Origin of the sequence: Streptomyces sp. NPDC050549, from assembly GCF_040655035.1 — a bacterium.
Lineage (GTDB): Bacteria > Actinomycetota > Actinomycetes > Streptomycetales > Streptomycetaceae > Streptomyces.
In genome coordinates, this window is sequence record NZ_JBFAJD010000038.1 from 1 (window position 1) to 12,808 (window position 12,808).

Consider the following 12,808-nt stretch of genomic DNA (forward strand, 5'->3'; position numbering starts at 1 on the left):
CACGACGCTGATCATCGGTCAGCTCGAGATGGAGGTTCTTCGGCATCGCGTCCCTCCCGCAGGACGCCTACCCACACCGCAGCCGACATCACCCAGACCGCTTAGAGAGTCTCCAGGAAGCCGAAGGCCACCCGCCAGGTGGCCTCGGCGGCCTCCTCGTCGTAGTCCGGGAGGCCGGGGTCGGTGTACAGGTGGCCGGCTCCGGCGTACCGGTAGATCTCGACGTCGGCGCCGGCCTTGCCCATCTGCAGATACCAGGAGCTGAGCCAGTCGTCGGTCTCGAACTGGTCCGGCTCGGCGACGTGCAGCTGGACCGGGAGGTCGTCGACGGAGGCGGTGGCCGCGATGTCCGAGGTGCCGTGCAGGAGCAGCAGGCCGCGGGCCTTCTCGTCGCCGAGGGCGAGGGTCTGGGCGATGGAGGCGCCGAGCGAGAACCCGGCGTAGACGAGGCCGCGCTCGGAGTAGGGGGCGGCGGCCAGCACGGCCCGCTTCAGCAGCTCGTCCTTGCCGATCCCGTCGTTGAAGGCCATGCCCTCCTCGACCGTCTCGAACGTATGCCCCTCGAAGAGGTCCGGCGTCCACACCTCGTGGCCCGCGGCGCGCAGCCGGTCGGCGGCCTCGCGGACCGCCGGACGGAGTCCGTACGTGGAGTGGAAGAGCATGATGTTCATGAAGCCATCGTGCCAGTACGGTCGGACACATGGAGAACGTACTGCGCCCGCTGATCGTCATCGGCGGCTCCGTCGTCCTCACACTGCTCATCGGCTGGGTCACCGACCTGCTGCTGCGCAAGGCGGACGCCCGGCACGACGACACCACGCTGTGGGGTCTGCTGCGCCGCGGCCGCGTGCCCTACCAACTCGTGATCTGCGCGGCCCTGTTGAGAGGTTCCTACGACCAGGCGCAACTGCTGGAGGAACACCGGGTCGGCATCGGCCAGACCCTGACCCTGGTGCTGATCGGCGCCACCGCCTGGCTGATGATCCGGGTCGCGGCGGCGATCGTGGAGTCGTCGTACGCGCGCTACGCCCGTGCCTCCCGCGACGCGGCCCGGGTCCGCCGGGTCCGGACCCAGGTGACGCTGATCACACGGGTGGTCGCCGCGATCGTCGGGGTGGTCGCGGTCGCCGCGATGCTGCTGACGTTCCCCGCGATGCGCGCGGCCGGTGCCTCGCTGCTGGCCTCGGCGGGTGTCCTCGGCATCGTCGCCGGTGTGGCGGCGCAGTCGACGCTCGCCAACCTCTTCGCGGGACTGCAGATCGCCTTCGGCGACATGGTCCGCATCGGCGACACCGTCGTCGTGGACGGCGAGTGGGGCACGATCGAGGAGATCACCCTGACCTTCCTCACGGTACGGACCTGGGACGAGCGCCGGATCACCATGCCGGTGTCGTACTTCACGTCCAAGCCGTTCGAGAACTGGTCGCGCGGCACCCCGCAGATGACCGGCATCGTCTACTTCCAGGTCGACCACTCGGCCCCCGTCGACGCGATGCGCGAGCAGCTCCGCGAGATCCTCCGCGCCTGCCCGGCCTGGGACGGCCGCAGCTACGGCCTGGTCGTCACCGACACCACCCCGAACACCATGGAGGTGCGGGCCCTGGTGACGGCGAAGGACGCGGACGACATCTGGACGGTACGGGTCACGGTCCGCGAACAGATGATCCGCTGGCTGTACGTGGAGCATCCGTACGCCCTGCCCCGCGTCAACACGGCGGACGCGGCGCCGGTACCGGGCGAGGACCCCTCTCCGAACGGCGCCGCCGCACGCACCGCTCAGGAGGCGTCGGCCCCCGCCCGGGAACCATCCGGCCCGAACCGCGGAGGCGCCCGCCCGGTCCACGAGCCCCCGGGCCCGAACCACAGCTGAACGGCCCCTGCTGCTCCGCGCGTCTCAATGTCCTCGCTCGGCACCGCCGTTGACCTGGATCACCTGTGAGGTGATGTGTCCGGCGGCCGGGGAGGCGAGCCAGTGCAAGGTCGCGGCGACGTCCCCGGGGGTACCGGCCCGCCCGGTCAGGGCCTCGCGGATCCTCTGCTCACGCCGGGCGGCGTCCATCTGCGGCCCGAAGAACTCGGTGTCCTCGGTGTACCCGGGCGCGACCACGTTCACGGTGATGCCGCGCGGCCCGAGCTCCCGGGCCAGATCATGGGCGTACGGATGCAGGGCGGCCTTGGCCGCGCCGTACGCCCCGCTCCCCGACCCCCGGTACGCGGCGATGGAACTGACGAACAGCACCCGCCCGCCCGGCTCCGCGAGCCGCGGCTTCAGGGCCTCGGTGAGGAGCGCGGCACTCAGGGTGTTGATACGGAAGTTGACGGTCCAGTTGTGTGCGACGGCGTCCAGGGCGTCGCCGCTGCCGCTCGCCGGTTCCAGGGTCCCGTTGCCACCCGCGCTGTGCACCAGCACATCCACGGTGCCGAACTCCTCGGCCACGAACCGCGCGACACCCCGCACCACTTCGGGCTCGCTCAGGTCCCCGGCGTACGTCAGCGCCTCGGGGACGCCGGCCTTCTCCAGCACCTCACGGCGCCGCCCGAGCAGCAGCACCCGGTCCCCTCCGGCCGCGAAGGCATGCGCCGCGGCGAGCCCAATTCCCGTACCAGCACCACTGATCACAACGTTGCGAGCCATGGGGCGAGCGTACAAAGGAAACCGGGAAGTCCTCTCCCGCATTTACACGACTGACATGCGTGCAGACGCGACTCACCTCAGACTACGGACGTCCAGATGCCGGAGGACCCGGTCCACGATCTCCGGATCCGCCCCCGGCTCACTCCGCGCCGCCAGCACCTCGTGCCGAGCCGCGCTCAGCATCTCCCCCTGGATCCGCCGCATCCGCTTCACGCGCTTCACCCGCTTCTCGTACGCCTCGCGCCGCTCCCCGTCCCCCACCTCGGGAGAGATCCGCACCCCGATGTCGAACGCCCGCCGCAGCAGCTGCTCGGACACCTCCTCCGGCAGCTCCTCCACGTCCTCGATCTCCCGCAGCCGCCGCTTCGCGGCCTTCGCCGCCCGCACCGCGAGTTCCTTCTCGAACGCCTTCTCGCTGTCGGTGTCGGCCCGTACCCCGAGCTTCTTCACCAGCCACGGCAGCGTGAGCCCCTGGATCACCAGCGTCGCCATGATCACTCCGAAGGCGATGAACACGATCTCGTCCCGGTCGGGGAACGCCGACCCGTCGTCCATCGTGAGCGGGATCGCCAGCGCCAGGGCCACGGACGCCACCCCGCGCATCCCCGCCCACCACATGATCACGGTCTCCCGCCAGGAGGTCGGGATCTCCTCGTCGTAGTCCCGCTTGGCGTGCAGCCGTTTGGTCAGCCAGGTCGCCGGCAGCAGCCACGCCAGCCGTACGACCACGACCACGCCGACCATCGCGCCGGCCCAGCCGAGCATCTCGCCCCAACGCCCGGACGCCGTACGGACCGCGTTGTGCAGTTCGAGCCCGATGAGCCCGAACGCGACCCCGGTGACCAGTGTGTCCACCACGTCCCACACGGTCGCCCCGGCGAGCCGGGTCAGGACGTCGTCGGCGCCGAGGGCGTACTCGGCCAGGAACAACGCGGTGGTGAGCACGGCGAGCACCCCGGAGCCGTGCAGTTCGTCGGCCAGGACGTACGAGGCGTACGGCACCAGGAGGGTGAGCCCGATCTGCAGAGTGGCGTCGTCGAGCGCCGACATCAGCTTGTTCGCGGCCCAGCCCAGGGCCAGTCCGACCGCCACGGCGACGACGGCGGACAGCACGAAGTCGAGCCCGGCGCGCCAGAAGTCGAAGCTTCCGCTGACGGCGGCTGCGATCGCCACGTGGTAGAGCACGATGGCCGTGACGTCGTTGAAGAGGCCCTCGCCCTCCAGGATCGACACCAGCCGCCGCGGCAGCCCGAGTTGGCCCGCGACGGCGGTCGCGGCGACCGGGTCGGGCGGTGCCACCAGCGCACCGAGCGCCACGGCGGCGGCGATCGGCAGCCCGGGCACGATCGCGCTCGCGACGGCGGCCACGGCGAGAGTGGTGACGAAGACCAGCGCCACGGCGAGCAGGAAGATGGGCCGGATGTTGGCGGTGAACTGCCGCCAGGAGGTGCGCCGTACGGCCGCGTACAGCAGCGGTGGCAGCAGCAGGGGCAGGATCAGGTCGGGTGGGACGTTCACGTTCGGCACGAAGTCGGCGATCGCGAGAGCCATCCCGAGAAGCGTCATGAGCACGGGCGCCGGCAGACCGAACCGGTCCCCCAGCGGGACGCTCACCACGGCCCCGAGCAACAGGACGAAAAGCAGGGCCAATTGATCCACGGTCAGGGCTCCGGCGGGATCTCGACGTTCGGTTCACACAGCGGACGCCCAAAGCCTGCCACGCCACCCGCCCGACCAGCCTTTTCGACGCCCTACGTGCCGCATGACCTACAACACGCGCCGCATCGCCCGGTGCGGTATCCCTGCGTCCGGGAACTCCGGGCCGTATGCCTCGTAGCCGAGCCGTTCGTAGAACCCCAGCGCGTGCGTCTGGGCGTGCAGGTCGACCGCGGCCAGTCCACGCGCGCGTGCCGCGTCCTCGATGGCCCGCACCAGCGCGACCCCGACCCCGAGCCCGCGCGCCTCCTTGGTGACGGCCAGCCGCCCCAGGGAGCCCACGGTGAGGTCGCCGCCGGTCTTCCCGGCAGCCACCTCGCCGTACAGCAGTCGCCCGGTGCCCAGCGGCGTCCCGTCGTCCCGCACGGCGAGCACATGCGTCGCCGTGGCGTCGTACTCGTCGTACTCGATCTCCTGGGGCACGCCCTGCTCGACGACGAAGACCTCCTTGCGCACCGCGAAGCAGGCCTCCTGGTCGGCCGGGTCCTCGGCGACGCGCACCGCGTAGGACGTGCGACTCATGCGTAGGTCTCCTCGCGCACCAGGTCCAGGGCCTGCTGGAGATCGTCCGGATACCCGCTCTCGAACTCGACCCACTGGCCGTCGGCGGGGTGCTCGAAGCCGAGCCGGACGGCGTGCAGCCACTGGCGGGTCAGGCGCAGCCGCTTGGCCAGCGTCGGGTCGGCTCCATAGGTCAGGTCGCCCACGCACGGGTGGCGGTGAGCGGCCATGTGCACGCGGATCTGGTGGGTGCGGCCGGTCTCCAGCTTCACGTCGAGCAGGGAGGCCGCGCGGAACGCCTCGATGAGGTCGTAGTGCGTGACGGACGGCTTGCCCTCGGCGGTGACCGCCCACTTGTAGTCGTGGTTCGGGTGGCGGCCGATGGGGGCGTCGATGGTGCCGCTGGTCGGGTCGGGATGGCCCTGGACCAGCGTGTGGTAGCGCTTGTCGACCGTGCGCTCCTTGAACTGGCGCTTCAGCGAGGTGTAGGCGCGCTCCGACTTGGCGACCACCATCAGGCCGGAGGTGCCGACGTCCAGGCGGTGCACGATGCCCTGGCGCTCGGCGGCACCGGACGTCGAGATGCGGTACCCGGCGGCGGCCAGGCCGCCGATGACGGTCGTGCCGGTCCAGCCCGGGCTGGGGTGGGCGGCGACGCCGACCGGCTTGACGATCACGATCACGTCGTCGTCGTCGTAGACGATCTCCATGCCCTCGACGGGCTCGGCGACGATCTGCACGGGCGCGGGCGCCTGCGGCATCTCGACCTCCAGCCAGGCCCCGCCGTGCACGCGCTCGGACTTCCCGACCACCGAGCCGTCGACCGTGACCTTCCCCGCCGCGGCCAGCTCGGCGGCCTTCGTACGGGAGAAGCCGAACATGCGGGAGATGACGGCGTCGACACGCTCGCCCTCCAGGCCGTCGGGCACGGGCAGGTTTCGGATCTCGGGAACTGTGCTCACTCGGTCGAGTATGCCGGACGGGTCCGACACCGCCTTACCTGAGCCCGCGGGCTCAGTCCTTGTGGACGGTGCCGTCCGGGTCCAGGCCGCGGAAGGAGAGCAGCACGATCAGGATGCCGCCGCAGACGATCGCCGAGTCGGCGAGGTTGAAGACGGCGAAGCCCTTGGGCGCGATGAAGTCGACGACCTCGCCCTGGAAGATGCCGGGCGAGCGGAAGATCCGGTCGGTGAGGTTGCCGAGCGCACCGCCGAGGAGCAGCCCGAGCGCGATCGCCCAGGGCAGGCTGTAGAGCTTGCGGGCCAGCCGGGCGATCACCACGATCACTGCGGCGGCGATCATCGTGAAGATGACCGTGAAGGCCGCACCGAACCCGAAGGCCGCGCCGGGATTGCGGATCGCGTGGAACTCCAGCCAGTCCCCGAAGACCTCGATCGGCGCGTGGTGCTCCAGCTTGGCCACCACGAACAGCTTGCTGACCAGGTCGAGGGTGTAGGCGAACGTTGCCACCGCGAACAGCACGGCGATCCGGCGCCTGCCCCTGGGACGCGCGCTGTCGCCCTGCTCCGGCTCGGCCCCCGCCGCCTCTGGGGTATCCGGCGTACCGATGATGCGCTCCGCCTCTGCCACGTGAGTCCCTCGAACCTAGGTACCTGACTGAGGAAGAGGGTACGGCACACCTCTCGGCACCCTCTGTACCGGCGTTCAGTAACGGCGTTCCTGCTTCTGCTTGCACTCGACGCACAGGGTGGCCCTCGGGAAGGCCTGCATGCGCGCCTTGCCGATCGGGTTGCCGCAGTTCTCGCACAGGCCGTACGTGCCCGCGTCCAGCTTCCCCAGGGCGCGCTCGGTCTGGATCAGCATCTCGCGCGCGTTGGCGGCCAGCGCCATCTCGCTCTCGCGCGTGATGTTCTTGGTGCCGGTGTCGGCCTGGTCGTCCCCAGCGCCGTCCCCGGAGTCCCGCATCAGACCGGCGAGGGCCCGCTCGGTGGACGTGATCTCCTCGCTCAGCCGCTCGGCGTCGGCCTGCAGCTCGGTGCGGGCCTCCTCGACCTCCTGAGGCGTCCAGGGGTCCTCGCCCGGGCGGACCGCCAGCTCGCCCGGCCCGGCAGCCGCGGCGAGCCGCGCCTTCGGAACAGGTGTCTTCGCCGCCGTGGCCGTACCAGGAGTCTTCTTCGCAACCACCGTCGTGGCTCCCGTCTGCTCCGCGGCCCGCGCCGCGCCCGCCGTTGCCTTCTTGACCGCACTCTTCGTGCGCTTCGCGCTGTTCGTCGTCCTGGCGGTCGCCGTCGACCCAGCCGTCGACTTCGCCGTCGATTTCGTGGTCGCCTTGGTGGCCGACTTCTCGATCGCCGACTTCTTGGTGGCCGCCTTCGCGGTCGTCTTCGTAGAGGTGCTCTTCGGGGATTCACCCGAGGGGCCGGCAGCCTTCGGAGCGGCGGTCTTCTTCACGGCCGCCTTCTTCGCCACCGTCGTCTCAGGAGTCGCGACCTTCGTCGCCGCCGTCTTCGTGGTCGTGGCCTTCGTCGCCGCCTTCTTCGTGGGCGCCGACTTCTTCGCCGCCGACTTCGTGGTGCTCTTCTTGGCCGCCGCCTTCTTGGCGGCCACCGGTCTCTCGGGTCTCTCCTCCGGAGCTTTCCCGGAAGAAGCCGCTTTCGATGCGGCCACCTTCTTCACGGCCGCTTCCTTCACGGCCGCCTTCTTCGCCGCGGTAGTCCTCACCGCGCTCTTCTTGCCGCTCACGTCCTTGGCCCCACCGCCGGAGGCACTGGCGCTCGTGGACCCGGACGCCGACTGCTGTACGGCGGTCTTCTTCGCCACCATGGCCGCGGCCCCTTCACATTTTGTGATCACGCACGCGAATCGTGCTGGGACGATAAATCGACTTGGGTCCCGCGGCAACGGGGCACGCCGCCCGATTCGTCCACCCCTCCGGCTCCGCGCGGCGAGCCTTCATGCGTTGTGCCCAGCTCGCCGCCGGGTAATCCGCCGAGCCCGGCACCCCGGACCTCGAACGCGCGTTCAGCGCCATTCGAGTCATACGGCGGGCCGGGAAGCCCCGGGCCGAGGAGCCCGCAAAACCGGTCGGCCGCTGTCGGCGCGGGCCCGTACACTGGGCGGAGCGAAAAGCGTGGATGGGGACGAGTAGCGGCGTACGCAGCCCAGAGCGACCCGGGGACGGTGGAAGCCCGGGGGCGAGCGCGACGTGAAGATCACCCCGGAGCCGCCGGAAGAAAGCCGCAGCCGACCGGCCGTGGCGAGTAGACCCGGTATCGCGACCCCAATGAGGGGGCTCACTGGTGCGCAGGGTGCACCGGGGAGCCAAGGAGGGTGGTACCGCGGGAGCGCGCCGCACACGGCGTACGGAAAGTCGTAGCTCTCGTCCCTCCGGACGGAAGGCAGAAAGTCCGCCGGAGGAAGCTCGCTGATGACAACGCCGACGTACCGCCAGGTGCCCGCCCAGGTCGACCTGCCCGCGCTGGAGCACGCCGTGCTCGACTTCTGGCGCGAGCAGAAGATCTTCGCCAAGACCCTGGACCAGTCCCAGGGACGCCCCGAGTGGGTGTTCTACGAGGGCCCGCCCACGGCCAACGGCATGCCGGGCGCCCACCACATCGAGGCGCGCGTCTTCAAGGACGTCTTCCCCCGCTTCCGGACCATGCGCGGCTACCACGTGGGCCGCAAGGCCGGCTGGGACTGCCACGGCCTCCCGGTGGAGCTGGCGGTCGAGAAGGAGCTCGGCTTCACCGACAAGCAGGACATCGAGGCGTACGGCATCGCCGAGTTCAACGACAAGTGCCGCGAGTCCGTGACCCGGCACACCGACGCCTTCACCGAGCTGACGACCCGCATGGGGTACTGGGTCGACCTGGACGACGCGTACCGCACGATGGACCCCGAGTACATCGAGTCGGTCTGGTGGTCGCTCAAGGAGATCTTCAACAAGGGTCTGCTGGTCCAGGACTACCGCGTCGCCCCGTGGTGCCCGCGCGACCAGACGGGCCTCTCGGACCACGAGCTGGCGCAGGGCTACGAGACCGTCGTCGACCCCTCCGTGTACGTCCGTTTCCCTCTCACCTCCGGTCCGCTGGCCGGTCGTGCCGCGCTCCTGGTGTGGACGACGACGCCCTGGACGCTGGTGTCCAACACCGCCGTCGCCGCCCACCCCGAGGTCACCTACGTCGTCGCCACGAACGGCGAGGAACAGCTCGTCGTCGCCGAGCCGCTGCTCACCAAGGTCCTCGGCGAGGACTGGGAGACCACCGGTGAGACCTTCACCGGCGCCGAGATGGAGCGCTGGACGTATCAACGTCCGTTCGAGCTGGTCGAGTTCCCGGAGCCGGCCCACTACGTGGTGAACGCGGAGTACGTGACGACCGAGGACGGTACGGGTCTGGTCCACCAGTCCCCCGCCTTCGGTGAGGACGACCTCAAGGTCTGCCGCGCGTACGGCCTGCCGGTCGTGAATCCCGTCCGCCCTAACGGCACCTTCGCCGAGGACGTCCCGCTGGTGGGCGGTGTCTTCTTCAAGAAGGCCGACGAAAAGCTCACCGAGGACCTCAAGGACCGCGGACTGCTCTTCAAGCACGTGCCGTACGAGCACAGTTACCCGCACTGCTGGCGCTGCCACACCGCTCTCCTGTACTACGCGCAGCCCTCCTGGTACATCCGCACCACGGCCGTCAAGGACCGCCTCCTCCAGGAGAACGAGAACACCAACTGGTTCCCGGACACCGTCAAGCACGGCCGGTACGGCGACTGGCTGAACAACAACATCGACTGGGCGCTGTCCCGCAGCCGCTACTGGGGCACCCCGCTGCCGATCTGGCGCTGCGAGGACGACCACCTCACGGTCGTCGGTTCCCGCGCGGAGCTGACCGAACTGACCGGCACCGACCAGTCGGGGCTGGACCCGCACCGCCCCTTCATCGACGCGGTCGCCTTCGCCTGCCCCCAGTGCGGCGAAACGGCCACGCGCGTGCCCGAGGTCATCGACGCCTGGTACGACTCGGGTTCGATGCCGTTCGCGCAGTGGGGCTACCCGTACAAGAACAAGGAGATGTTCGAGTCCCGCTACCCGGCGCAGTTCATCTCCGAGGCCATCGACCAGACCCGCGGCTGGTTCTACACGCTGATGGCCGTCGGCACCCTGGTCTTCGACAAGTCGTCGTACGAGAACGTGGTGTGCCTCGGCCACATCCTCGCCGAGGACGGCCGCAAGATGTCCAAGCACCTGGGCAACATCCTGCAGCCGATCCCGCTGATGGACCAGCACGGCGCGGACGCGGTGCGGTGGTTCATGGCCGCGGGCGGTTCCCCGTGGGCGGCCCGCCGGGTGGGCCACAGCACCATCCAGGAGGTCGTCCGCAAGACGCTCCTCACGTACTGGAACACGGTCGCCTTCCAGGCCCTGTACGCGCGCACGTCCGACTGGGCACCGAGCGCGGCGGACCCGGCTCCGGCCGACCGCCCGGTCCTGGACCGCTGGCTGCTGTCCGAACTCCACGCGCTCACCGACCAGGTGACGCAGGCTCTGGAGTCCTACGACACCCAGCGCGCCGGCAAGCTCCTGTCTGCATTCGTCGACGACCTGTCCAACTGGTACGTCCGCCGCTCCCGTCGCCGCTTCTGGCAGGGCGACAAGGCCGCGCTGCGCACCCTGCACGAGGTCGTCGAGACGGTCACCAAGCTGATGGCCCCGCTGACCCCGTTCATCACCGAGCGGGTCTGGCAGGACCTGATCGTCCCGGTGACCCCGGGCGCCCCGGAGTCGGTCCACCTGTCCTCGTGGCCGGAGGCGGACCTGTCCGCCATCGACCCGGAGCTGTCCAAGCAGATGGTCCTCGTGCGGCGCCTGGTGGAGCTGGGACGGGCCACGCGCGCGGAGTCGGGAGTCAAGACGCGCCAGCCGCTGTCCCGCGCGCTGATCGCGGCGACGGGCTTCGCGGCCCTGGACCGCGAACTGCACGCGCAGATCACGGAGGAGCTGAACGTCGAGGGCCTCGCCTCACTGAGCGAGGTCGGCGGCTCGCTGGTCGACACCACCGCGAAGGCCAACTTCCGCGCCCTGGGCAAGCGGTTCGGCAAGCGCGTCCAGGACGTGGCGAAGGCCGTCGCGAACGCCGACGCGGCTGCCCTCTCCCTCGCCCTGCGCGAGGGCACGGCGACCGTCGAGGTGGACGGCGAGACCATCACGCTGGCTCCGGATGAGGTGATCATCACAGAGACTCCGCGCGAGGGCTGGTCCGTGGCCTCCGACTCGGGTGCGACGGTCGCCCTCGACCTGGAGATCACGGAGGAGCTGCGGCAGGCGGGCCTGGCCCGTGACGCGATCCGGCTGATCCAGGAGGCCCGCAAGAACAGCGGCCTGGACGTCGCCGACCGGATCGCCCTGCGCTGGACGTCGACCGACCCGGAGGTCATCTCGGCGCTGGCCGAGCACGCTCAGCTGATCGCCGACGAGGTGCTGGCGACGGACTTCGCCCAGGGTGAGGCGGACGACACGTATGGCGTGCCGTTCACGGACGAGGGGCTGTCGTTGGTGTTCCGCTTGCGTAAGGCATAGGCAACACTGATGTGAGAAAGGGCCCGGTCTCCGTGGAGGAGACCGGGCCCTTTCTCATGCCTTCGAGCAGGAGCAGAAGCCGTGCGCCCCTGAAAGAACAAGGGCGGGGCCCCCGGAAGATCCGGGGGCCCCGCCCTTTGAACGCTGCCGACGCCCGAGGCGTACTACAGGCCGGTCAGTTGTCGTCCTCGTCGATCAGGAAGCCGCGCATCGGCGAGGGCGCCTGGCCCATCGGGGACGGGCCCTGCGGACGGACCGGAGCCATCGGCTGGGTCATCGCCGGGGACATCTGCTGCTGGCCGCCGTAGGAGGGACCGGCCGGAGCCGGGCCTCCCATGCCACCCATGCCCTGCGGGCCACCGTACGACGGGGCGCTCGCGCCGGCCGGGGCCATCGAGGGCGCCGGGGACGGCGGAAGCGACGCGGCGGCCGGAGCCCGCGGCGGAGCCAGCGAGTCGTCGGCCTGGGTCTCCAACTGACGCAGCTGGGACTCCAGGTAGGACTTCAGACGCGTGCGGTACTCGCGCTCGAAGCCGCGCAGGTCCTCGACCTTGCGCTCCAGCGTGGCGCGGGCGGACTCCAGGGAGCCCATCGCGACGCGGTGCTTCTCCTGCGCGTCCCGCTCCAGGGCGTCGGCCTTGGCACGGGCGTCGCGCTCAAGACCCTCGGCGCGCGAACGGGCCTCGCCGACGATCTTGTTGGCCTCGGAACGGGCCTCGGCGATCGCCTGGTCGGCGGTCTGCTGGGCGAGCGAGAGGACACGGGCGGCGCTGTCGCCACCGGGGCCCTGCTGCGGCATGCCGCCGCCCATCGGTCCGCCCATGCCCATCTGCTGCTGCATGGGGGGCTGGCCCATCTGACCCTGCATCGGGCCCTGGCCCATCTGCTGCATCTGGCCCTGCATCGGGCCCTGGCCCATCTGACCCTGCATCGGACCCTGGCCCATGGGGCCCTGTCCCATCGGACCCTGGCCCTGCGGGCCACCCTGGCCGCCGGGGCCGGGCGGGAGCTGCGGGGCGCCGCTCGGCAGCTGGGGCGGGCCGCCCATGGGGCCGCCCATCTGCTGCTGCGGCGGGCCCGATATGCCGGCGGGCACCGGAGCGCCCGGACCGCGCATGCCCTGCTGCGGCATGCCTTGCGGGGGCATGCCCTGCTGGGGCATCCCCTGTTGCTGCATGCCGCCCTGCTGCTGGTCCTGTTCCGGGGGCTTGCGCATGTTCTGCTGGTTCTGGGCAGCGGCACGCGTGGCCGCGGCCAGTTTGGCGCGCAGGTCCTCGTTCTCGCGGAGCAAGCGCGTCAGTTCGGCTTCGACCTCGTCGAGGAAGGCATCAACCTCGTCCTCGTCATAGCCTTCTCGGAGGCGGACGGTCGTGAACTGCTTGTTCCGCACGTCCTCGGGGGTCAACGGCATCTCTTCACCTCAACGTAGT

Annotated in this window: 10 protein-coding genes; 2 read left to right on the forward strand and 8 right to left on the reverse strand. The window is 70.4% G+C overall.

Annotated elements, in window-relative coordinates; all coding sequences use genetic code 11:
• Nucleotides 1-101: 101 nt before the first annotated feature.
• Nucleotides 102-671, reverse strand: coding sequence for a dienelactone hydrolase family protein (locus AB0I51_RS37835; protein ID WP_362982920.1), 570 nt, complete (start codon nt 669-671; stop codon nt 102-104).
• Nucleotides 672-700: 29 nt separating this feature from the next.
• On the opposite strand from AB0I51_RS37835, the gene AB0I51_RS37840 reads away from it, so the two are divergent.
• A complete protein-coding gene (locus AB0I51_RS37840; RefSeq protein ID WP_362982921.1) occupies nt 701-1,870 on the forward strand; it encodes a mechanosensitive ion channel domain-containing protein in 1,170 nt (389 codons plus the stop codon).
• Nucleotides 1,871-1,894: 24 nt separating this feature from the next.
• On the opposite strand, the gene AB0I51_RS37845 is transcribed toward AB0I51_RS37840, so the two are convergent.
• The 6 genes from AB0I51_RS37845 to AB0I51_RS37870 form a co-directional block, all read right to left on the reverse strand.
• Nucleotides 1,895-2,635, reverse strand: a complete 741-nt coding sequence (locus AB0I51_RS37845; protein ID WP_362982922.1) for an SDR family oxidoreductase — start codon at nt 2,633-2,635, stop codon at nt 1,895-1,897.
• Nucleotides 2,636-2,707: 72 nt separating this feature from the next.
• Nucleotides 2,708-4,294, reverse strand: coding sequence for a Na+/H+ antiporter (locus AB0I51_RS37850; protein ID WP_362982923.1), 1,587 nt, complete (start codon nt 4,292-4,294; stop codon nt 2,708-2,710).
• A 108-nt stretch (nt 4,295-4,402) separates the two neighbouring features.
• Nucleotides 4,403-4,873: a GNAT family N-acetyltransferase gene (locus AB0I51_RS37855; protein ID WP_362982924.1), complete on the reverse strand. Its 471-nt coding sequence runs from the start codon at nt 4,871-4,873 to the stop codon at nt 4,403-4,405.
• Nucleotides 4,870-5,814, reverse strand: coding sequence for an RluA family pseudouridine synthase (locus AB0I51_RS37860; protein ID WP_362982925.1), 945 nt, complete (start codon nt 5,812-5,814; stop codon nt 4,870-4,872). The genes AB0I51_RS37855 and AB0I51_RS37860 overlap by 4 nt, the downstream gene beginning before the upstream one ends.
• Before the next feature lie 52 nt (nt 5,815-5,866).
• Nucleotides 5,867-6,442, reverse strand: coding sequence for a signal peptidase II (lspA, locus tag AB0I51_RS37865; RefSeq protein ID WP_362982926.1), 576 nt, complete (start codon nt 6,440-6,442; stop codon nt 5,867-5,869).
• A gap of 75 nt (nt 6,443-6,517) precedes the next feature.
• The gene (locus AB0I51_RS37870; RefSeq protein WP_362982927.1) at nt 6,518-7,636 is read right to left on the reverse strand and encodes a TraR/DksA family transcriptional regulator; all 1,119 of its coding nucleotides are present in this window, start codon (nt 7,634-7,636) and stop codon (nt 6,518-6,520) included.
• A 604-nt stretch (nt 7,637-8,240) separates the two neighbouring features.
• Here AB0I51_RS37870 and ileS point away from each other — a divergent pair.
• Nucleotides 8,241-11,378 carry an isoleucine--tRNA ligase gene (gene ileS / locus AB0I51_RS37875; RefSeq protein WP_362982928.1) on the forward strand — a complete coding sequence of 1,046 codons (3,138 nt, stop codon included), beginning with the start codon at nt 8,241-8,243 and terminating at the stop codon, nt 11,376-11,378.
• A 175-nt stretch (nt 11,379-11,553) separates the two neighbouring features.
• On the opposite strand, the gene AB0I51_RS37880 is transcribed toward ileS, so the two are convergent.
• Nucleotides 11,554-12,789, reverse strand: coding sequence for a DivIVA domain-containing protein (locus AB0I51_RS37880; protein ID WP_362982929.1), 1,236 nt, complete (start codon nt 12,787-12,789; stop codon nt 11,554-11,556).
• Nucleotides 12,790-12,808 lie beyond the last annotated feature (19 nt).

Coding starts and splice junctions, on each gene's coding strand:
- AB0I51_RS37840 (WP_362982921.1), top strand. CDS start 701: ATGGAGAACGTACTGCGCCCGCTGATCGTCATCGGCGGCTCCGTCGTC.
- ileS (WP_362982928.1), top strand. CDS start 8,241: ATGACAACGCCGACGTACCGCCAGGTGCCCGCCCAGGTCGACCTGCCC.
- AB0I51_RS37870 (WP_362982927.1), bottom strand. CDS start 7,636: ATGGTGGCGAAGAAGACCGCCGTACAGCAGTCGGCGTCCGGGTCCACG.
- AB0I51_RS37880 (WP_362982929.1), bottom strand. CDS start 12,789: ATGCCGTTGACCCCCGAGGACGTGCGGAACAAGCAGTTCACGACCGTC.
- AB0I51_RS37845 (WP_362982922.1), bottom strand. CDS start 2,635: ATGGCTCGCAACGTTGTGATCAGTGGTGCTGGTACGGGAATTGGGCTC.
- AB0I51_RS37835 (WP_362982920.1), bottom strand. CDS start 671: ATGAACATCATGCTCTTCCACTCCACGTACGGACTCCGTCCGGCGGTC.
- AB0I51_RS37855 (WP_362982924.1), bottom strand. CDS start 4,873: ATGAGTCGCACGTCCTACGCGGTGCGCGTCGCCGAGGACCCGGCCGAC.